Genomic DNA, 19,484 nt, shown 5'->3' with positions numbered 1-19,484 from the left:
GTCGTGGTCGTTGAGCGCGCCCATCGTGGTGTTGAGATAGATCGAGCCGGTGAAGCCGAGGCTTTCGGTGGAGGCGACATAGCCGCCGAGCACGCCGATGGAATCCGCGATCCCGACCAGGATCGGCATCGAGATCAGCGCCGCCATCAGCCGCGGCACCACCAGGTATTTGATCGGCCTTGTCGCCAGCGTCGTCAGCGCATCGATCTGTTCGGTCACCCGCATGGTGCCGAGTTCGGCCGCGATCGCGGCGGCGACGCGCCCCGCCACCATCAGGCCGGCGATCACCGGCCCGAGCTCGCGCAGGATGCCGACCAGCACCACCGTCGGCACGAACTGCTCGGCGCCGTAGCGCGAGGCGCCGATAAAGATCTGCAGCGCCAAGACGCCGCCGGTGAAGAACGCCGTCAGGCCCACCACCGGCAGCGAGTAATAGCCGATGCGCATGATCTGCTTGAACACCAGCGACCAATAGATCGGCGGGCGCACGAAGCTGGTGACAGCATCGGCCGTAAAGATCGACAGCCGGCCGATTTGTTGAAGCAGGTCGAGCGTGGCCCGGCCTACGGCAGCGAAAAAGTTCATGGCATGTCCTCGTACTGGCGCTTGGCGCGGCGCGAAAGCGAGGTCAGGATTTCATAGGAGATGGTATGTGCAGCCGTCGCAATCTCATCGAGCGAAATGGTGTCGCCGATCAGTTCGACGTCGTCGCCGGCTGCAACCGGCTCCGGCACGTCGGTGACGTCGATGGTGAGAAGGTCCATCGAGACGCGGCCGACGATCGGCGCCTTGAAGCCGTTGAGCGCGACAAAGCCGCTGTTCGACAGGCTGCGGAAAATGCCGTCGGCATAGCCGAGCGCGGCGGTGGCCAAGAGCGACGGGCGCTTCAAGCGGTAGTGGGCGCCATAGCCGACCGTCTCGCCTTTGGCGGCGTGGCGCACCTGCATGACCTGCGCCGTCAACCGCACCACCGGCTGGAACGGATTGGCGAAGCCGGGATGCGGGGCACCGCCGTAAAGCGCCACGCCCGGCCGCACCATGTCGAACAGGTATTCCTTGCCGAGCATGATGCCGCCCGATGCGGAAAGGCTCGCAGGAGCTTCCGGCAGGATCGCCAGCGCCGTCTTGAAACGCTCGAGCTGGACCGCGTTCATTGCATTGTTGGGCTCGTCGGAGCAGGCCAGATGGCTCATCCACAACACGACGCGAAGCCCGGCGAGAAGCCGTCCATGTTCGGCGGCGAGGGTGTTGAGTTCGGATGGCGCCAGTCCCAGCCGGTTCATGCCGGTGTCGATATGCACGGCGGCATCGAGCGTGGTCTTGGTCGAACCCGCCGCGGCCGACCAGGCGGCGATCTCGGCCCGCGAATTGAGCACGGGAGTAAGATTGTGCGTGATCAGCGCCGGCACCATGTCGGGCTGGGCGCCGTCGAGCACGAAGATGCGGGCCCGCCGCACCAGTTCGCGCAGTGCGATGCCTTCTTCCAGCCGTGCCACGAAGAAGGTGTCGCAACCGGCGTCGGCGAGCGCCCGGGCGGCGGGCTTGAGGCCGGTGCCGTAAGCGTCCGCCTTGACCACGCCGGCAACCACCGAGGGGCTGGCAAGGCGTTGCGCGGTACGGAAATTCGCAGCGATGGCCGACGTGCGCACCGTCAGGCACGCCGCATCGAAACCTGTGACACTGTCGTCATCAGCGCGGTCCATGGCCGGACAATGCCGCCCCGCCGGTCCGCCGTCAAAGCTTCTTCTCGGGTGCGGCGAAACGGTCAACGATGAGCTCCGAAGATCGAGGACAGGCACGGCGCGTTGGGATCGACATTGGTCGGGCATACCGGCGCAGTATTACGCTCATGCGCCTGAACATCGCTCGGCCGCAGCGTTTCCTGATCCGGCATCTGGCGCGGGCGGGCGTTGAGCACGATGTTGCCGTAGCGATCGTAGACGAAATCCCACGGCTGGCGCCGGCATTCGGCCCGCATCTTCGAGTTCAGCCACTCGTAGCTGTTGGCGCCGCAGGCGAGCGAGCGGCCGAGGGCGAGGCCGTAGTCGGTGATGGCGTTGTTCTCTTCCTGCTGCGGCTTGGGATGCAGGATGCGGGGGATCAGATCGGGATCGACGGTGCCGACGGTCGGGCTCTTCGGCTTGGTCTGCCTGGCGTCGGGAGAGTGCATCGACGGCAACGTCACCCACTGCAGCGGCTCGATCTGCTTGATCCGGGCGATCGGGATCGGCACCCACTCCGAGAACACCAGCAGCACGATGATCGCGACGTGCACCACCGCGACCGCGACGCCGGCATAGAGCCGTCGCAGATTGCGCTTGCGCACCTCTTCGGCGAGGCGCAGTCGGGCCTGAAGGTCTGCCAACAAGGTGGCGGACTCACCTACCAACGTCGTGTCTGCCACCCTGTGCCTGCTGCCCTTGTGAGCGGGAACCGGCATTATGCCATGCCTCGAACCCGGGCGACTATATACCGGGACGTAATGATCTTTCGCGTGGTTGACAGTGGCCCCAGGTGCGCCGACACGCCGCGCCGGTTAACTATCCAGCACCGGGTTCGAGAACCGGGTGAAGCGGGCCTCGAACACCAGTTCGATCGCGCGTGTGGCGCCGTGGCGGTGTTTCTCGACCAGGATTTCCGCCTTGTTGGTGGCGCGGTCGAGCTTTTCCTGCCACTTGGCGAAATCGGGCGAAGACGGATCGGGCTGGCGCGTCGCCAGATAGTACTCCTCGCGAAACACGAACATCACGACGTCGGCGTCCTGCTCGATCGAGCCGGATTCGCGCAGGTCCGACAGCACCGGCCGCTTGTCGTCGCGGGCATCGACGCCACGCGACAACTGCGACAACGCAATCACCGGCACGTTCAGTTCCTTGGCCAGGGTCTTCAGGCCCTTGGTAATCTCGGTGATTTCCTGCACCCGGTTCTCCGCCTGCCGCGACGGGGTCACCAATTGCAGGTAGTCGATCATGATGACGCCGATGTTCTTTTCTTTCTTGAGGCGGCGCGAACGGGCGGCGATCTGAGCCATCGAAATGCCGCCGGTATCGTCGATGTAGAACGGCACGGTGGAAAGTTCCTGCATCGTCAGTACGAACTTTTCCCACTCCGGCTCGGTGAACTTGCCGGTCCGGATCTGCCACATCTCGATTTCGGCGCGCTCGGCGAGCACACGGGCGCTGATCTGCTGCGCCGCCATTTCGAGGCTGAAGAACAGCACCGGCGCCCCGCGCGGATCGGGCTCGCCCGCCGCCACGTCCTGGGCGTAGGCATGGGCGGCATTGAATGCCATGTTGACCGCAAACGCCGTCTTGCCCATGCCGGGACGGCCCGCGACGATCAGCAGGTCGGACGGCTGCAAGCCGCCGAGCAGCTTGTCGACCTCGATGAAGCCGGAGGTGACGCCGGAAATCTTGCCGCCGCGAAGCTGGGCCTTTTCGGCCATCTGCACGGCGCGGCTGAGACTTTCGTGAAAATCGATCGGGCCCTGGCCATAGCGGGCGTTCTCGCTGACCTGGTACAGCGCCTTTTCGGCATCCTGAATCTGGTCCTGAGGCGTCTTGTCGTGCGGCGCCTCATAGGCCGTGTTCACGATGTCCTCGCCGACCCGAATCAAGGTGCGACGCAACGCCAGATCGTAGAGGATCTTGGCGAGCTCCTTGAGGTTGGGCAGCGCGGGGGCGGCCTGGGCGAGGCCGGCGAGATAGCTGTGGCCGCCGACTTCGGCGAGACCGGGATCGGACTTGAGCGCGGCATGCAGGGTGAGCGGCGTGACAATGGCGCCCCGCCCTTCGATCGCCTGCACCATGGTTTCGAACAGGCGCTGATGCAGCGGATCGTAAAAATGGTCGGCCTTGAGCTGGCCGGAAACGGCTTCCAGCCCGCGGTTGTCGACCAGGATGGCGCCGAGCAGGGCCTGCTCCACCTCGATGTTGTAGGGTATGTGGCGGTAGGCTTCCTGTTCCATTCCAAGTCCGGTGATCTTAACGAGGGGAGCGAATCAGCATTTCGGAGCCCCTCCTCGCAAGGTGATTCGCGCGGCGCCGGATTTTGATAACAGGAAATCGGAGCGGCTAAAAAAGAGGCCGAATTGTGGGGATAACTGCGCCGCGCCCCTTGCCTCAGCGTCGTCCGCTTGGCCGGCGGCCGGCCCAGCCCGAGCGCATCGAGCAAGGTATAGGTGGCGCGCAGATAATCCGTCACCGCGCGGCGCAAAGCGCGGCGTTGGTGCGTGAACCGGCCGTGCCTCAGCGCGTTGCGGTTGCCCGGCTGGCCGCCGCGCCTACGCCGGGGGAGCGGGCACACGGCGCGCCTCCCGCAAGGCGATATCCGCGGCCCTGTCGTCGGCGTCCTTGAGCTCCGGTGTGAGGCTCTCGTCGGTGAGCATTTTCAGGTAGCGCCACATCTTGAACTGCAGCTCGCGAATGATCTTGCCTTCCTCAATCGAATTCGAATCGTTCCAAGGTTTGGACGGCTCGACATGCTCGATCAGGGTGCGCCGGCGCTGCTCGACCTGGGTGAGGGTGGCGAGCGCGCGGCCGAGGCTGGCGTTGGCATTGATGATCCGCGCCGCGGTCAGGGTGGCGGTCACCCGCTCGTCGGGACCGGAAAAGACCGGATCGCTGCACATCCGGCGCGCCAGCCCGACGCCATCGTCGAGCAACGCCGCCATCTGCCATGTCACCGCCCGGCGCGTCGCCTCGTTGAACGCCGCCGCCGAAACGCCCTCGGGCAAATCGGGCACCGGCCGCACCTTCGGCTTCAACTTCCTGACCCTGGCGACCCGACGTTCGGGCCAGGGATGATTTTCAGTATCGGTTGCAGACATCGGGGACTCCTCTCGTATAACGAGAAGATTGGGACTGATTTCTGCGTTTCAAGAGGTGGTGGGAAAAAATACTTAGTAAGGTTAATGAGGGGACCGCTTTGCGGCGGAGACCCGACCGGGGGCTGGAGGGAGGGGGCGCGCTAACTACGGCCCTCGCCCCGATTCTTCAGCGGGGAGAGGTCGTCCGGCGTAGCGAAGCCGGGCGGGGATGTCCGTGAAGCTAATTGGGGTCAGAGTGGATTTTTGCGAACCGGCGGATTCACGGTGCGGAGGCGCCGGAAAAATCCACTCTGACCCCAATTGCGCCGCGATCCCCCCGCGAGGGGGAGGTTACGTCTGAATCCGTCGTCTGGGGAGATGCGAGCGCTCATGTGCCGTTCGTTGAGGTGCAAGCCCCCGCTCCGCGGACACGTCCCCATTGTGTCGGTGACAAAACTGCCTCGCCCGCGGGGGCAGAAAAGGATGTAGCTAATCGGCGAAGTGTGGCAGCTTCGGCGCGCGCCGTCACGAATCCGGATACTCGTTGTTCAGCCCTTCATCGTCGGTCGTCTCCTTGTAGCCGCTCAAATAAACGCCGCGATAGGCCGCCTGGCTCGGAGGATTGAATTTCTCGAGGGCATAAGCGTGGACGACACCGATTTTCCAGGCATGGTCCTCGTCCTCCGCCGTCCAGGGCGCGCCACCCTTGCCGGGATAGTTTTGCCGGCTCAGCAGTCCACGCCGGCGGATAACCGCCCGAGCCCGCCGGTCGCTCAACACCCGATCGGCAACAGCCGTGTCGCTGGCCTCGCTCTGCCGCTGCGGGCTGCCCGGAACAACCGCGGCCTCCTTCATGCCCTCATAGACGAAGCCGTTTGAAATGAGACGCATGATGCTGCCGTGGAAAATGACAAGGTTGGCAAAGATCGAATTGTCGGGCAGATCGACAAGCTGGAACGCAAATTCGACAAAAAGCGAATTGTTCTGGACGTTGTAGAATTTTAGGAACTTCGAGTATCGATTCAGCTCATTGATCCAATCGGGCGGAAGCTCAAGACCGACCCGCGCGGCAATATTGCAGCGAAAATAGCTGCCGTCGCGCAGCCGATCGGTCAGGAACGCAAGACAAAGACCGTCATCCTCGGGAAAGGCGAATTCGATCACCACCATGTTGTCGGAAGTGTCGACCGCATCGACCCTGCAGCCCATACGACCCAACAGGCTTTGGATGCGTTCCGCCGTCGCGCCATTCGACGAAATGTTGAAGCCGCGCAGCCGCCCGCCAGTCCGGTGGAACGGATGCACGAGCCGGTACAAAAACGATGGCGGCGTCGCCGGCTCCGGCGGCCCAGAACAACGATAGTCACGCATTCGACCAAGCACGGCATCACGCTTGGCGGTGTCGGCAGCGACGGCGCCCAACAGCGTGGAGTCGCGCGGCGTCACGCAATCGTGCTGGCCGCATGCCCAACAAGTATCGCCAACCCAGACGTTGCTGGTCCAGTTACGATTGGGACAGCCCTCGCGGTAGCAGCCGATCGCACCGCAATGAGTGCATTTGTAGTTCTTATAATCACTGCCCTCGCGCTTGCAGTAATCGCAATACGTATAGGTATCTCTCGGGCTCATGGACGATCCCCCCGCCACTACGCCAGGATCGTATTCCCGCAAAAGCCAGCGTCAAAGATGATTCTGTTTGTATGTGCAACCCATTAGCGATCGGCAAGGCATCACGCGCACTCGATTAACCTTATGCGGCGGGGATTTCCGCCGATTGAGCATCACGGCCCAAGGCGTTACTCCAGCGTCAGCACCGACGTGAAGCCAGCGAAGATCATGCGTTTGCCGTCGAAGCAGGGCGGGCTCTTTTTCGGGTCGAAACGGGGATCGCTTTGCATCATCTCGTGCAGCTTGGCCATGCCGGCGTCGCGCGTGGCTTTGTCGGGCCATTCGATCCACGAGAATACCACCGTCTCGTCGCCGGTCGCCTGCACGGCGCGCTTGAAATCGGTCTGCTTGCCGTCGGGCACGTCATCGCCCCAGCATTCCACCACGCGCACCGCCCCGAGCTTGAGGAATTCGGCATCGATGTCGTTGGCCTGCGCGACGAACTTGTCCTTGTTGGCAGTGGGCACGGCAATCACGAAACCATCGACATACATCAGGCTCTCCCTGGGGCAATCGGCGATAACGCGCGAAGGGCCGGGAGGTTGCCGCTATTTTGCGAACCGGGCGGCGTAGGTTTCGGGCTTGAAACCGACCTCCAGCGCATCGCCGGCTTCGAGGATCGGGCGCTTGATCATGGAAGGGTTCGACAGCATCAGCGCGATCGCTTTTTCCGGCGTCAGGTCGGCCTTGGCGGCGTCGGGCAGCTTGCGGAAGGTCGGGCCGGCGCGGTTGAGCACCTTCTCCCAGCCGGCAGCGCGGCACCATCGCGTCAGCTGCGCCTTGGTCGGCGGCACTTTCTTGTAATCGTGAAAATCGTAGGCGATGGCGTGCTGCTCAAGCCAGGCAAAGGCCTTCTTCATGGTGTCGCAATTCTTGATGCCATGGAGGATGATGGGCATGAGCTGTCCTTGCTGGTGCGGGAGATAAGGAGAATCCCCCTCACCAGCAAAATCTAGCACTTAGCTTCGAACCCGTCGCGCATTGCCGCTCGTGCGCTCAGCTAAGTGCAAGATTTTGCGTCCTCTCCCACAAGGGGCGAGGATTCATTTCACCGGCAATAACACGGCGCTGGCGCCGCGTTCCACCGTGATGGTCGCCTTCTGGAAGTCGCCCGGCTTGGCGAAGAAGATGTTGGGCACGAAGGTCTGCGGGTTGCGGTCGTAGAGCGGGAACAGGCTCGACTGGATCTGCACCATGATGCGATGGCCGGGCTTGAAGACATAGTTCATCGTCGGCAGGCGGAATTTGATTTCGGTGGATTCGCCGGGCGTGAACGCGGTCGGCTGGTCGAAACCCTTGCGATACCGGCCGCGGAAAATATCGAGGCTGACGGGAAGCTGATACCCCGCCATCTCCGGCTGCTCGGAACAGGTCGCCGGATAGACGTCGATGATCTTCACCACCACGTCGGCATCGCTGCCGCTGGTCTTGAGGAAGATGTCGGCGAACGGTGCGCCCTGCACCGTCACGGCGCGGGTCAAGACCGGCGTTTCGTAGACCAGCACATCGGGGCGCGTGGCGACGGCACGCTGATCGTCGAGCAGCCACGTCGTCCAGCGCTTGTGATCGGCGAAATCGACCGGCGGGGTCAAGAACGGCACCGGCTTCGCCGGATCGGAGACATAGGAATCCTCGCCCGCGGCGGGCCGCGTGAAATCGAGACCGAAACCGGGCGCAAGATAAAGCGGCGTCAGCGCCTGTCTGGCGGCGACCGGCCAATCGGCGAAGGAGTCCCAGCGCCTTTCGCTGGCGTTGAAGATCATCGCCTCGGGCAGCGGCGGCGCGGCGCGATCCTTCAAATAGGCGTTGAAGAACGGCAGCAGCACATTTTTGCGGAAATCGGCGGCGGTGTCGCCGTTCCAGTGCAAGGGCCCCAGCGTTTCGGCGCTGCGGTTGACCTGACTGTGATACCATGGCCCCATGACGAGGTGATTGTTGGCGCCGTGGCCGGACCGCTTCAGCGCCTCCCAGGTGGTGAGCGCGCCGTACATGTCCTCCTGGTCCCACAAGCCCTGCAGCCAGATCGTCGGCACGTTGGAAGGATGCGCCGCGACGAGGCGGTCGAGCGCCTGACCCTGCCAGAACGCATCATAAGCGGGATGGCCGGCGACGCGGTTCCACCATGGCAATTGTTTGAAGCCATACAATTCGGCATAGGCGCCGGCGCTGCCGGCCGCGAGGAAGGCGAGATAATCGTCGCTGCCGTCGCGCGGAATGGTTTCGCCGCGGCCGCGCTTGGTGGTCTGGCCGAGGTAATAGTCGAGACTGTTCTGGCGGAAGGCGCCGTTATGGAACCAGTCGTCGCCCATCCAGCCATCGATCATCGGACTTTCCGGCACCGCGGCCTTCAACGCGGGATGCGGAGCGAGCAGCGCCATCGCCACCGTCCAGCCGTCATAGGACGAACCGATCATGCCGACGCGGCCGTTCGACTGTTTGAGGTTTTTCACCAGCCAGTCGATGGTGTCCCAGGCATCGGTGGTGTCGTCGGTGCGGCTCGGATTGAGCGGGCCCATCGGCGGGCGCGTCATCACATAGGCGCCTTCGGAGCCGTGCTTGCCGCGAATGTCCTGGTAGACGATGATGTAGCCGTCATCGACCCACTCGCGCTGGCCGATGCGCGCCGCATCGCGCATATGCGGCTTGTCGTCGACAAATCCCGCGGCGTTATAGGGCGTGCGCTCGAGCAGGATCGGCAGATCGTGGGCGCCCTTCGGGATCAGGATGACAGTGTTCAGCTTGACGCCGTCGCGCATCGCGATCATCACCACGCGCTTGTCGTAATCGAAGCCGGGCCGCGGCGGCACGAAAGTGCCGGTGATGTCGGAGCCGGTCTGCACCATGTCGGGCGACACCTGCGCCAGACGCACGCGATGGGATTTGGCGAACGACGGCGCCGCGGCGACAACGACGGCGAGAGCGAGAACGGCGAAGCGGCGCATGAAAACTCCGGCAGCAAGCGGCGGCAGCGAAGCCTAGCCCCGGCGCCATCACCCCGGCAGGTTGCGATTGGTCGCGGTTTGCGCGGGCGGCGCGCGATGCAGCGGCCAGCGACGCAAAACCTGGAACGCCCCCACCTCGCCGCGCAGCAGGGCGAGGCCGGTGACGCGGATTTTCACCGGTTTGACCGCTGCGGGCGGAACCCGGACGCTGCCCTCGCCCAGCGCCAGAAACGGCATGCTTTCGGCCGCAGCCAGACCGTTGCGCCGGATCGCGGCGTCGAGATCGGCATGAATGGTGGCCAGCAGCGGGTCGCGGCTGGTCAACGCCAGAAGGTGCGGCGGCAGGGTGGCGATGGCATCGAACGCCAGCTTGAGCCCCGCCGCCGGCACCGCCTGCCCCGCCAGCTTGGCCGCAAACAGCACCGCCTCGCTGGTTTCCGCCAGCGATTGCAGCACCACCACCGGTTTCAGCCGCATCCCCTCCCAGTCATTGGCGATGCGGAAGCGCTCGAAACATTCGGTCGCGACAAACGCGCCGGCGTCATCGGGCAGCAACGCGAAGACCAACCGCTCCGGCTTTTTCACCCGCACCGGACGCTGACAAAAATCGAACGCTGCTTGAGATGACACAAAGACTCGCCGATTGGCCCGCGGCCGCACTAGAACAAATGAGGAACTTGAAGGCAAGAGGGCAGAAAGAACTTCAGGCCCTCGGCGGCGTTGTTTCGCAGAGAGGTGTCATGTCCAATTATGAACTCTATTACTGGTCGGTGCCGTTTCGCGGCCAGTTCGTGCGCGCGGTGCTGGCGTTTGCCGGCAAATCCTGGAGCGAAGCCGGCGACGACGCGATTTCGGCGTTGATGCAAGGCGCGGTCAGCGACATGCCGGTTCCCTTCATGGGGCCGCCGCTGCTGGTCGACAAAACGGCCGGCGTTGCCATCGCGGAAATGCCGGCGATCGTGCTGTATCTCGGCGAGACGCTCGACCTTCTGCCCACCACCGCGGCACTACGCGCGATGACCCTGAAGATCGTCGCCGATGCCAATGACGTGATCGACGAGATGACCCTCGACGGCGGTCGCGAGATGTGGACCGGGAAGCGTTGGCACGCCTTCGTTCCGCGGCTGAAAAAATGGATGGCGCTGTGGGAGGAAACCGGCCGCGGCCATGGGTTGAAGGCGGATAGCGGATTCCTGCTCGGCGGCGACAAGCCGGGCATCGCCGACGTCGTCACCGCGACGCTGTGGTCGACCATGACCGACCGCTTCGCGGCGATTGCGGCGATGCTCGACGACACTGCGCCGCTGACCGCAGCCCTGGCACGACGCGTCAGCGCCCTGCCGCCTCTGGCCCGCCTCGCCGCCAAAGCGCGCGAAGACTACGGCGATGCCTATTGCGGCGGCCAGATCGAAGCCTCGCTGCGGAAGGTGCTGGGCGGCTAGCACTCGACCACGTTGACGGCGAGGCCGCCGAGGGCGGTTTCTTTGTATTTGGTACGCATGTCGAGGCCGGTCTGACGCATGGTTTCGATCACCGCATCGAGCGAAACGACGTGGCGGCCGTCGCCTTGCAGCGCCAGATACGCGGCGTTGATCGCTTTGACCGCGCCCATGGTGTTGCGCTCGATGCAGGGGATCTGCACCAGGCCTTTGATCGGATCACAGGTGAGGCCGAGATTGTGTTCCATGCCGATCTCGGCGGCGTTTTCAATTTGTCCGTTGCTGCCGCCGAGTGCCGCGACCAAACCCGCCGCCGCCATCGAGCAGGCGACGCCGACCTCGCCCTGGCAACCCATCTCGGCGCCGGAAATGGAGGCGCGCAGTTTGTAGAGAAAGCCGATTGCCGACGCCGTCATCAGGAACGTGCGGGCGCCTTCGCGCGTCGCGGTGGGGACGAACACCTCGTAGTATTTCAGCACGGCCGGCAGCACACCGGCGGCGCCGTTGGTGGGCGCGGTGACGACCCGGCCGCCGGCCGCGTTCTCTTCGTTGACGGCGAGCGCGTAGAGGCTGACCCACTCGAACACCAGCGAGGGATCGCTGCGCGGGCCCCGCTCCAGCAGCTTCTCGTGCAGTTTCTTGGCGCGACGCTGAACGTTGAGCCCGCCGGGCAAGATGCCATCGGTGCGACAGCCGCGCGCGACGCATTTGATCATCGCCTCGCGCACGCTGTCGATGAAGGCTTCGGTTTCAGCGCGCGATCGCCACGCCTCCTCGTTGGCCCACATGATGTCGGAGATCGAGAGGTTGGCGTTGCGACCGGCGGCCAGCAATTCGGCGGACGATTGGAATGGATACGCCACGGCGACATTGGTGCGCAGCGGCGCCTCGCCTTGGGCACAAATCGCGCCGCCACCGATCGAAAGATAGGTCTTGGTCAGCGTCGGGCCGTCGCCATAGGTCGCGGTAAAACGCATCGCGTTGGCGTGCTCGGCAAGAAACTCGCTGCGGAAGACGATGCCGGTCGCGGCGCGGAACGGCACCGCGGCGCGGTCCGCCAGCATGATGCTGCCGGTCTCGGCGACGGCCGCGACGAGCCCAGCGATGTCGTCGGGCTCCACCGTTTCGGGCAGCCAACCGCCAAGGCCGAGCACAATCGCCGCATCGGTGCCATGCCCGCGGCCGGTCAGCGCCAGCGAGCCGAACAGCTCGCACCGGAGCGCGATCGGTGTTGCTTCTGCCAGCGCGAGTTGCGCAAAGGCATGCGCCGCGCGCATCGGCCCGACGGTATGGGAACTCGAAGGCCCGATCCCGAGGGTAAACAGATCAACGACACTGAGGCTCATGGATGCGACTTCGTCAATGCGCAACTGGCATACCAAATCGGCAGCCGGGCCGATAGCGGACGAACGCCGATGCAGCTATGGCGGGGACGCAGGCAAATCAAGGGCGGAACGCAACCGGCCTTCGCCGCGCCGGTACAACATCGCATCCCGCGCCGGAACGAGAATGTCGGCGTCAGGTTCAAACTCTGCGACCCGCTGGTTGAACGCCGGCATACCGCAGCCTGGGACCAGGCATTTTGGCTTGCCTTTGGGGCACGTATTTTAGTGGCACAGACGGCCGAGATAGCGATCGCTGCCCGGCTCGAACAAAAACACGTCGAACTGCTGATCCGCAACACCGGGCGCGGTGCCCGCTTCATAGGCGCGACGCATGGTGACCGCTGCCGTCCGACGAAGATCGGCAAGCCGGTCGAGACGATCAAGCCACACCGCCAAATCGAGGTCGTGGCATTCATGCCAAACTTCGATGCCGGCACGGCGGAATTCGCGAAACCGCGGAATCTCTTTCCACAACGGCTTGGCGACCGATCCGATCACCCCAATGGCCGCCACTTCCGGAAAGGCCGACCACGCGTCGGTCACGATATCGGCGGCGGCGCGAAAATCGCGCTGCTGCTTGAGGAGATAGGCATTCTGCGATTCAATCGTCGACTTGCGCATCGAAGGACCCGCGACGAACGGCTATGCGTCCGGCCAACTATGCCGCGTTCCGCTGCCACCATCCTGTCCTCCAACGCGACGTCGGCATCCGACCGGTAACGTGACCGTTCGTCGCCCGCACTAATCGCCGGGGTGCAGGCCCGGCGCTTCCTGGCCGGTGCGGGCGACGTATTCGGTGTAGCCGCCGCCATACTGGTGCACGCCCTCGGGCGTGAGTTCCAGCACGCGATTGGACAGCGCCGCCAGGAAGTGGCGGTCGTGCGAAACGAACAGCATGGTGCCTTCGAAGTCCGCCAGCGCGCCGACCAGCATTTCCTTGGTCGCCATGTCGAGATGGTTGGTCGGTTCGTCGAGAACCAGGAAGTTCGGCGGATCATAGAGCATCTTGGCCATCACCAGACGCGCCTTCTCGCCGCCCGACAGCACGCGGCAAGGTTTCTCGATATCGTCGCCGGAAAAGCCGAAGCATCCCGCCAGCGTGCGCAACACGCCCTGCCCCGCGGTCGGGAACGACTCTTCAAGGGATTCGAAAATCGTGTGCTCGCCATCGAGAAGATCCATGGCGTGCTGGGCGAAATAACCCATCTTGACGGCGCTGCCGATCGTCACCGAACCCTGATCCGGCGTGATCGCGCCCGCCGCCAGTTTCAGCAGCGTCGACTTGCCCGCGCCGTTGGCACCCAACACGCACCAACGCTCGCGGCGGCGCACCTGGAAATCGAGGCCCGAATAGATCGCGTGGCGGCCATAGGCCTTGTGCACGCCCTTGAAGCTCGCCACGTCATCGCCCGAACGCGCCGGGCTGCGGAATTCGAACTGCACCGACTGGCGGCGCCGCGGCGGTTCCACCTTTTCGATCTTGTCGAGCTTCTTGACGCGGCTCTGGACCTGCGCTGCATGCGAGGCGCGCGCCTTGAAGCGCTCGATGAACTTGATCTCCTTGGCGAGCATCGCCTGCTGGCGTTCGAACTGGGCCTGGCGCTGCTCTTCGCTGAGAGCGCGCTGCTGCTCGTAGAAATCGTAATTGCCGGAATAGGTGGTGAAGGCGCCGCCGTCGATCTCGACGATCTTGCCGACGATCCGGTTCATGAAGGCGCGGTCGTGCGAGGTCATCAACAGCGCGCCGTCATAGCGCTTGAGGAAATCCTCCAGCCAGATCAAGCTTTCGAGATCGAGATGGTTGCTCGGCTCGTCGAGCAGCATGCCATCGGGCCGCAACAGCAGGATACGGGCGAGCGCGACGCGCATCTTCCACCCGCCGGAGAGCATGCCGACGTCGCCGTCCATGCGCTCCTGGCTGAAGCTGAGCCCGGCTAGGACCTCGCGGGCGCGGGCTTCCAAGGCATAGCCGTCGAGCTTTTCGAACTCGGCTTGCACATCGCCGTATCGCTCGACGAGCGTTTCCATATTGTCGAGCTGATCGGGATCGACCATTGCCGCTTCGAGGCGCGCCATTTCGGCGGCGAGTTCGCTCACCGGGCCGACGCCATCCATCACCGCCGCCACCGCGCTCTGGCCCGACATCTCGCCGACATCCTGGCTGAAATAGCCGATGGTCATGCCGGAATCGATTGCCACCTGGCCGTCGTCGGGCAGGTTCTCGCCCGCGATCAGGCGGAAAACCGTGGTCTTGCCGGCGCCGTTGGGACCGACGAGACCTACCTTCTCCCCCTTCTGGATGCCCATCGATGCTTCGATGAACAGGATCTGATGGCCGTTCTGCTTACTGACGTTGTCGAGACGAATCATAAGGACTGCACTAACGCGTAGAGGCTCATCATTCCCACTCGATGGTTCCGGGCGGCTTCGACGTGATGTCGTAGCAGACGCGATTGATGCCCTTGACCTCGTTGACGATGCGGGTCGAGACGCGGGCGAGGAAATCGTGCGTAAACGGATAAAAGTCGGCGGTCATACCGTCGGATGACGTCACCGCGCGAAGGGCGCAGACGTAATCGTAGGTGCGGTCGTCGCCCATCACGCCGACGGTCTTTACCGGCAGCAGCACCGCAAACGCCTGCCAGATTTCATTATAGAGACCGGCGCTGCGGATTTCTTCGAGATAGATGGTGTCGGCCTTGCGCAGGATTTCGAGCTTGTCGCGGCTGATTTCGCCGGGTACGCGGATGGCGAGGCCCGGCCCGGGGAAGGGATGGCGGCCGACGAAGGCTTCGGGCAGGCCAAGCTCGCGGCCGAGCGCGCGCACCTCGTCCTTGAACAGCTCGCGCAACGGCTCGACCAGCTTCATCTTCATATGTGCCGGCAGGCCGCCGACGTTGTGATGGCTCTTGATCGTTGCCGACGGACCGCCGGTCGCCGAGGTGGATTCGATCACGTCGGGATAGAGCGTGCCCTGGGCGAGGAACTCGGCGCCGCCGACCTTCGCGGCTTCGTAATCGAACACGTCGATGAACGCCTTGCCGATGATTTTCCGCTTCTTCTCGGGATCGGAAACGCTCTCAAGCTGTTCGAGGAACATGTTGGAGGCGTCGGCGTGCAAGAGCGGGATGTTGTAGTGGCCGCGGAACAGGCTCACCACTTCTTCGCTCTCGCCGGCGCGCATCAGGCCGGTGTCGACATAGATGCAAGTGAGCTGATCGCCGATGGCCTCGTGAATGAGAACCGCCGCGACCGAGGAATCGACGCCGCCCGACAAGCCGCAGATCACTTTGCCCTTGCCGACCTGGGCGCGGATGCGGGCAATCGCCTGCTCCTTGAAGGCGCGCATGTTCCAATCCGGTGTGACGCCGGCGATGCCGACGACGAAGTTGCGCAAAATCTCGATTCCGCGCGGGGTGTGGGCGACTTCGGGATGGAACTGGACGCCATAAAACTTCCGCGCTTCATCGGCGATGACGGCGAATGGCGAATTCTCCGAGGTGGCGACCACCGTGAAGGCCGGCGGAATGGAGACGATCTTGTCGCCGTGACTCATCCACACCGGCTCACGGCTGTGGGCATCACCGAGACCGTCGAGCAAGGGCGAACCGGCGCGGATCACGATGTCGGCGCGGCCGAACTCGCGGGCGTGGCCACTTTCCACCCGGCCACCAAGCTGGGCGCACATCGTCATCTCGCCGTAGCAGATGCCGAGCACCGGCACACCCGCCGTGAACACACTTTCGGGCGCTCGCGGGCTGCCCTGTTCGTGCACGCTCATCGGGCCGCCGGAGAGGATGATCGCCTGCGGCTTCTCGGCCAGCGCGGCCTCGGCCTTGTTGAACGGCACGATCTCGCAATAGACGCCGATCTCGCGCACGCGACGAGCGATCAACTGGGTGACCTGGGAGCCGAAGTCGAGCACGAGAACGGGAGCGGTCATCTTGCTTTCCTTATCAGACAAAAAACATTTTCACGCGGAGACGCGGAGCGGATGTGCCAAACGTAACCGCCTCGGCTCCTCGACATCAGCCGACACCGCGCATCAAACGCGATATCGCTCCGCGCCGCCGCGTCTCCGCGTGCAATCCCAACATGGGTGGGAGGACATGCCAACACGGTTCACCCTTCCCTTTGCAATACGGCTGTGAAGAACCCGTCGGTCCCGGTGCGCAGTGGCGAGGCGCGGAAGAACGTGGCGGGATCGGCGGTGAACGCGGGATGGGTGCCCAGAAACGCGGCAATCTGGGCGTCGTTTTCAGACGGCAGCACCGAGCACGTCGCGTAGACCAGCCGTCCGCCGGGCCTCACGAACGCGGCGGCCTTCACCAGCAAATCGGCTTGCAAGGCGATCAGGTCGGCGAGGCGCTCGGGCTTGAGGCGGACGCGCAATTCCGGCTGGCGCCGCCACGTCCCGGTGCCGGAGCATGGTGCATCGAGGAGGACGAGATCGAACAGGCGCGGCGGCAGGCTGGTTGTCGTCTTGATAATGGTGATGCCGGCGCGGGTGGCGCGCGGGCCGATCATCGCGAGACGCCCGGAATCGATGTCGTGGGCAACGATCTCGCCCTTGTTGGCCATCGCCACCGCCAGTGCCAGCGCCTTGCCACCGGCCCCGGCGGCGTAATCGAGCACGCGGGCGCCGGGATGAACTTCGCACAACGCGGCGGCGAACTGGGCGGCCTCATCCTGGAATTCGAACTGACCGGTAGTGAACAACGGCGACGCCGAGAGCTTTGCGGTCGTGGTGCCGTCGAGACGCAAGGCGGTGGCGGCGTGCGGCGTCGGCCTGGCATCGAAGCCTTCCGCAGCCAGCGCGTCGATGAGGTTTTCGCGCGTCGTCTTCAGGGTGTTGACGCGAATGTCGACCGGCGCACGGGTTTGCATCGCGGCCATTTCGGCGACGAGGGTTTCGCCGAATGCCTGTTCGAGATCGCCTTCAAGCCACGGCGGATATTCGCCGTGGACATTGAGCGGCGGATCTTCGCGCGGGGTGTCCAGCGCCTGGCGTTCGCCGGCGTCGAGCGCGGCGGGGGCATAGGCCTCGCCGGTGAAGAAGGTGGCGGGATCGGCACCCTCGGCGAGAACCGAAGCGATCACCAGACGGCGCGGCCACGGGCTGTGCATGCGCCAAGCATAGGAATAGGCGTGGCGCAGGCAATCGAAGACGCGGTTCGCCACGGCGGCGCGATCCTTGGAGCCGGCATAGCGCCGCGCCCGGAAGAAATCACGCAATACGCGGTCCGCGGGTGCCGGCGTCTGTTCCAGCGCCGTGAGGACTTCGATGGCGGCCTGCAGGCGCGCGGCAGGTGTCAATTAGTGCACTCCAGGATAGTTCGGGCTTTCGCGCGTGACGGTGACGTTGTGGACGTGGCTTTCGGAGAGGCCGGCGCCGGTGATGCGCACGAACTTGGCGTTCTTGTGGAAGTCCTCGACGGTGGGGCAGCCGGTGTAACCCATCGCCGCGCGCAAGCCGCCGATGATTTGATGGATGACGCCTGCGACCGGGCCCTTGTACGGCACCTGGCCCTCCACGCCTTCCGGCACCAGCTTCAGATTGTCCTTAACCTCGGCCTGAAAATAGCGATCGGCCGAGCCGCGCGCCATCGCACCAAGGCTGCCCATGCCGCGATAGCCCTTGTAGGAGCGGCCCTGGAACAGGAACACGTCGCCGGGCGCTTCCTCGGTGCCCGCCAGCAGCGAGCCGACCATCGCCACCGAGGCACCGGCGGCAATCGCCTTGGCGAGATCGCCGGAGAATTTGATGCCGCCGTCGGCGACCACCGGAATGCCTTGCTTGCCGGCTTCTTCCACCGCATCCATGATCGCGGTGAGCTGGGGCACGCCGACGCCGGCCACGATGCGCGTGGTGCAGATCGAGCCCGGGCCGATGCCGACCTTCACGGCATCCGCACCGGCATCGGTCAGCGCCTTGGCGCCGTCGGCGGTGGCGACATTGCCGCCGAGAACCTGGGTATAATTCGAGTATTTCTTGATTGCCGCGATGGTTTCCAGAACGCCCTTGGAATGGCCGTGGGCGGTATCGACCACTACCACGTCGACCTCGGCCTCGATCAGCGCCATGGCGCGGCGGATGCCGTCTTCGCCGGTGGAGGTCGCCGCCGCCACCCGCAGGCGCCCGCGCTCATCCTTGCAGGCGTTGGGGAATTTCTGCGCCTTCTCGATGTCTTTCACCGTGATGAGGCCGGTGCAGCGGTAATCCTCGTCGACCACCAGCAATTTCTCGATGCGGCGCTCGTGCAGCAGTTTGCGGGCGCGGCCCATCGAGACGCCGGCAGTGACCGTGCACAGATTATCCTTGGTCATCAGCTCCGACACCGTCTGGGTCGGATCGATGGCGAAGCGCACGTCGCGATGGGTGAGAATGCCGACCAGCTTGCCCGGCTGGCCCAAAGCCGCACCCACCACCACCGGCACGCCGGAGATATTGTGCTTCTGCATCAGCTGCAGTGCATCGGCGAGGGTCGCCTCCGGACCGATCGTCACCGGATTCACCACCATACCGCTTTCGTAGCGCTTGACCCGGCGGACGTGCTCGGCCTGCTCCTCGATTGAGAGGTTCTTGTGCACCACACCCATACCGCCCGACTGGGCCATGGCGATGGCGAGCGGCGCCTCGGTGACGGTGTCCATCGCCGCGGAGAGCAGCGGAATGCCAAGCTCGACCGTCTTGGTGAGGCGGGTGCGGGTGTCGACCTGGGCCGGCAGCACCTCGGAGGCGGCGGGAACCAGCAACACATCGTCGAAGGTAAGGGCTTCACGAATGTCGGGCATGGCGCGCACTCCTCTTGTGTTTACGGGGCGCGCTTGCGGCGGGCTGCGCGCCCGACCAGATTGTGCGAAACCGGCGGCGAACACGGCGTTCCCCGGCGGTCGAGCGACCAATCTCTGAAGCGCTGAGCCTGTACCAGCGAGTCGGCCGCGGCGCAAGCTAGCGCGGGTCGCAGGCACCACTTTATCTGGTGGTAGAGCGGACCAATTCCACAAAGCGTTGAGCAGAGGTCGCAGCTCGGCAAATCTTGCAAGCGCTTCTCACGATTCGTTAACCGGCTTTAACAACCGCCCGTTAGCCCGCCCTGCCGTAGCGTGAGGGACGGAGTGAAGCATGTTCGCGTTGTTCTTGTGGTCGGGCCTTGCGTATTGGATTGCCGGACCGTGGTCCCTGGTGGTCGCGATCCCGCTGATCCTGACCGCGACCGTCGGCCTGAAGACGAAGCCTTAG

Annotated in this window: 16 protein-coding genes and 1 pseudogene; 1 reads left to right on the top strand and 16 read right to left on the bottom strand. The window is 64.3% G+C overall.

Annotation, left to right across the window (positions count from 1 at the left end; all coding sequences use genetic code 11):
* From AC1P6P_RS10635 to AC1P6P_RS10590, 10 genes are all read right to left on the bottom strand, one after another.
* On the bottom strand, positions 1-585 hold a 585-nt coding region (locus tag AC1P6P_RS10635), incomplete at its 3' end, for an MlaE family ABC transporter permease (protein WP_481402414.1).
* The gene (alr, locus tag AC1P6P_RS10630) at positions 582-1,703 is read right to left on the bottom strand and encodes an alanine racemase (RefSeq protein ID WP_481402413.1); all 1,122 of its coding nucleotides are present in this window, start codon (positions 1,701-1,703) and stop codon (positions 582-584) included. The genes alr and AC1P6P_RS10635, both read right to left, overlap by 4 nt.
* A 62-nt stretch (positions 1,704-1,765) precedes the next feature.
* Entirely contained in the window at positions 1,766-2,368 is a 603-nt protein-coding gene (locus AC1P6P_RS10625) for a hypothetical protein (RefSeq protein ID WP_481402412.1), read from the bottom strand.
* A 168-nt stretch (positions 2,369-2,536) separates the two neighbouring features.
* On the bottom strand, positions 2,537-3,967 hold the full coding sequence (locus tag AC1P6P_RS10620) for a replicative DNA helicase (protein ID WP_481402411.1): 1,431 nt from the start codon (positions 3,965-3,967) through the stop codon (positions 2,537-2,539).
* A gap of 315 nt (positions 3,968-4,282) precedes the next feature.
* Positions 4,283-4,828: a hypothetical protein gene (locus tag AC1P6P_RS10615; protein ID WP_481402410.1), complete on the bottom strand. Its 546-nt coding sequence runs from the start codon at positions 4,826-4,828 to the stop codon at positions 4,283-4,285.
* A 504-nt stretch (positions 4,829-5,332) separates the two neighbouring features.
* A complete protein-coding gene (locus AC1P6P_RS10610) occupies positions 5,333-6,253 on the bottom strand; it encodes a hypothetical protein (protein WP_481402409.1) in 921 nt (306 codons plus the stop codon).
* A gap of 350 nt (positions 6,254-6,603) precedes the next feature.
* A complete protein-coding gene (locus AC1P6P_RS10605; protein ID WP_481402415.1) occupies positions 6,604-6,972 on the bottom strand; it encodes a DUF1428 domain-containing protein in 369 nt (122 codons plus the stop codon).
* A gap of 51 nt (positions 6,973-7,023) precedes the next feature.
* Positions 7,024-7,374, bottom strand: coding sequence for an arsenate reductase (locus tag AC1P6P_RS10600; protein WP_481402408.1), 351 nt, complete (start codon positions 7,372-7,374; stop codon positions 7,024-7,026).
* 144 nt (positions 7,375-7,518) lie between these two features.
* Positions 7,519-9,417: a CocE/NonD family hydrolase gene (locus AC1P6P_RS10595; RefSeq protein ID WP_481402407.1), complete on the bottom strand. Its 1,899-nt coding sequence runs from the start codon at positions 9,415-9,417 to the stop codon at positions 7,519-7,521.
* A gap of 48 nt (positions 9,418-9,465) precedes the next feature.
* Positions 9,466-10,047 carry a hypothetical protein gene (locus AC1P6P_RS10590; RefSeq protein ID WP_481402406.1) on the bottom strand — a complete coding sequence of 194 codons (582 nt, stop codon included), beginning with the start codon at positions 10,045-10,047 and terminating at the stop codon, positions 9,466-9,468.
* A 110-nt stretch (positions 10,048-10,157) separates the two neighbouring features.
* Here AC1P6P_RS10590 and AC1P6P_RS10585 point away from each other — a divergent pair, with 110 nt between their 5' ends.
* Positions 10,158-10,859, top strand: a complete 702-nt coding sequence (locus AC1P6P_RS10585; protein ID WP_481402405.1) for a glutathione S-transferase — start codon at positions 10,158-10,160, stop codon at positions 10,857-10,859.
* Here the strand turns inward: AC1P6P_RS10585 and AC1P6P_RS10580 are convergent.
* The 6 genes and pseudogenes from AC1P6P_RS10580 to guaB form a co-directional block, all read right to left on the bottom strand.
* Complete coding sequence (locus tag AC1P6P_RS10580; protein ID WP_481402404.1) at positions 10,856-12,202, bottom strand: L-serine ammonia-lyase; 1,347 nt, start codon at positions 12,200-12,202, stop codon at positions 10,856-10,858. The two genes, AC1P6P_RS10585 and AC1P6P_RS10580, sit on opposite strands and share 4 nt — an antisense overlap.
* Positions 12,203-12,277: 75 nt before the next feature.
* Positions 12,278-12,862 (bottom strand): annotated as a pseudogene (locus tag AC1P6P_RS10575) (hypothetical protein).
* A gap of 120 nt (positions 12,863-12,982) precedes the next feature.
* Complete coding sequence (locus AC1P6P_RS10570) at positions 12,983-14,611, bottom strand: ABC-F family ATP-binding cassette domain-containing protein (RefSeq protein WP_481402403.1); 1,629 nt, start codon at positions 14,609-14,611, stop codon at positions 12,983-12,985.
* Between the two features lie 28 nt (positions 14,612-14,639).
* Positions 14,640-16,184 carry a glutamine-hydrolyzing GMP synthase gene (guaA, locus tag AC1P6P_RS10565; protein WP_481402402.1) on the bottom strand — a complete coding sequence of 515 codons (1,545 nt, stop codon included), beginning with the start codon at positions 16,182-16,184 and terminating at the stop codon, positions 14,640-14,642.
* A 179-nt stretch (positions 16,185-16,363) separates the two neighbouring features.
* A complete protein-coding gene (locus AC1P6P_RS10560; protein WP_481402401.1) occupies positions 16,364-17,557 on the bottom strand; it encodes an RsmB/NOP family class I SAM-dependent RNA methyltransferase in 1,194 nt (397 codons plus the stop codon).
* On the bottom strand, positions 17,558-19,036 hold the full coding sequence (gene guaB / locus AC1P6P_RS10555) for an IMP dehydrogenase (protein WP_481402400.1): 1,479 nt from the start codon (positions 19,034-19,036) through the stop codon (positions 17,558-17,560).
* Between the last annotated feature and the right edge of the window lie 448 nt (positions 19,037-19,484).

It is taken from the genome of Rhizomicrobium sp., assembly GCF_056722145.1.
Note: the sequence above shows the minus strand (reverse complement) of the source record. Positions and strands in the feature narration are given on the sequence as shown.

Bases quoted from the DNA above. Each gene is read 5' to 3' on its own strand.
- alr (WP_481402413.1), bottom strand. From the start codon at position 1,703: ATGGACCGCGCTGATGACGACAGTGTCACAGGTTTCGATGCGGCGTGC.
- AC1P6P_RS10620 (WP_481402411.1), bottom strand. From the start codon at position 3,967: ATGGAACAGGAAGCCTACCGCCACATACCCTACAACATCGAGGTGGAG.
- AC1P6P_RS10615 (WP_481402410.1), bottom strand. From the start codon at position 4,828: ATGTCTGCAACCGATACTGAAAATCATCCCTGGCCCGAACGTCGGGTC.
- AC1P6P_RS10600 (WP_481402408.1), bottom strand. From the start codon at position 7,374: ATGCCCATCATCCTCCATGGCATCAAGAATTGCGACACCATGAAGAAG.
- AC1P6P_RS10595 (WP_481402407.1), bottom strand. From the start codon at position 9,417: ATGCGCCGCTTCGCCGTTCTCGCTCTCGCCGTCGTTGTCGCCGCGGCG.
- AC1P6P_RS10585 (WP_481402405.1), top strand. From the start codon at position 10,158: ATGTCCAATTATGAACTCTATTACTGGTCGGTGCCGTTTCGCGGCCAG.
- AC1P6P_RS10580 (WP_481402404.1), bottom strand. From the start codon at position 12,202: ATGAGCCTCAGTGTCGTTGATCTGTTTACCCTCGGGATCGGGCCTTCG.
- AC1P6P_RS10570 (WP_481402403.1), bottom strand. From the start codon at position 14,611: ATGATTCGTCTCGACAACGTCAGTAAGCAGAACGGCCATCAGATCCTG.
- guaA (WP_481402402.1), bottom strand. From the start codon at position 16,184: ATGACCGCTCCCGTTCTCGTGCTCGACTTCGGCTCCCAGGTCACCCAG.
- guaB (WP_481402400.1), bottom strand. From the start codon at position 19,036: ATGCCCGACATTCGTGAAGCCCTTACCTTCGACGATGTGTTGCTGGTT.